Source organism: Agrobacterium sp. CFBP 3001, assembly GCF_027871605.1.
In the GTDB taxonomy this organism is placed as follows: domain Bacteria; phylum Pseudomonadota; class Alphaproteobacteria; order Rhizobiales; family Rhizobiaceae; genus Agrobacterium; species Agrobacterium leguminum.
The window spans coordinates 1-1,143 of record NZ_JAQAHD010000056.1; the positions used below are offsets into that span (position 1 = coordinate 1).

Below are 1,143 nucleotides of genomic sequence, written 5' to 3' on the forward strand. Positions count from 1 at the left end.
CTTGTGTGGACGTATTGTGGTTTACTTGATGCATAGGCCGGGATGCGCATCCCGGCCTATGCAGGCAGGCGGCCGTATTTCCGGACTGGTTTACGCAGCCGAGATCAAGCAAGGCCCTGCCTGCTCCCTTTGACCCCGAACGGTTGATCGGGCTTTCGCCCGCACCACAAGCCTGGGAGCAAGGCCATGATACCGGAACTTCTCTTCGTCGGCATCGACGTTTCCAAAACCCGCTTCGATGTTTTCGTCTATCCGGCCGGCAAGCGCTGGAGTACCGGCAGTTCGCCGACACAGATCGGCGCTCTCGCGAGCCGCCTTCTGGGGCTCGGACCGGTCGTCGTCGGACTGGAGGCGTCCGGCGGTTATGAGCGCAGGCTGGCCGACAGCCTGCATGCGGCAGGCCTGAAGGTCCATATCCTGCCGCCCGCAAGGGTTCGCAACTTTGCCAAAGCCATGGGGCAGCTGGCAAAGACCGATATGATCGACGCTGCCGTGATCGCCCGCTATCTGGCAACGGTACACGCTCACCTCACTCCATATGAACCAAATCCCGTGCGCAGTCGCCTGAGCGCGCTCGCCGCCCACCGGCGCAGGCTGGTCGCCGAAAAGAGCGGTCTGACGAGCCAGCTCGATACCATCGAAGAGCCGCTGGTGCGCGACATGCTGGAGGTACGCCTGCGCATCATCGACACGGACATCGCCACTCTCGACCGCGCCATGCGCGATCTGCTCAAGGCGACGCCCGGCCTGCGAAAGCGCCACGACAGAATGTGCAAGGTCACCGGCGTCGGCCCGGTGCTGGCCACCGCGCTCATTGCCGATCTGCCTGAACTCGGCACTGTCTCTTCAAAGGTCATCGCCGCTCTTGTCGGCGTCGCGCCGCATGCGCGTCAATCCGGCTCATCAAACCGACAGGGCAAATGCTCCGGTGGCCGCAAGCATCTACGCGACATCGCCTATATGGCCGCACTCAGCGCCATCAAGGTCAAAGACCCCGTTCTTGGAGCCTTTTATCAGCGCCTGCGCAGCAAGGGAAAACCCTTCAAACTAGCCATCGTCGCAACAATCCGGAAGCTCGTCACTATCCTCAACGCCATCGCAAGGACAGATCCAGCATTTGCTTGATCATCCACGGTTGCTTGA

1 protein-coding gene is annotated in these 1,143 nt (G+C 61.6%); it reads left to right on the plus strand.

What is annotated here, in order from left to right:
* Positions 1-186: 186 nt before the first annotated feature.
* The gene (locus PH605_RS25245; RefSeq protein WP_271040166.1) at positions 187-1,125 is read left to right on the plus strand and encodes an IS110 family transposase; all 939 of its coding nucleotides are present in this window, start codon (positions 187-189) and stop codon (positions 1,123-1,125) included.
* The last annotated feature ends 18 nt before the right edge of the window (positions 1,126-1,143 follow it).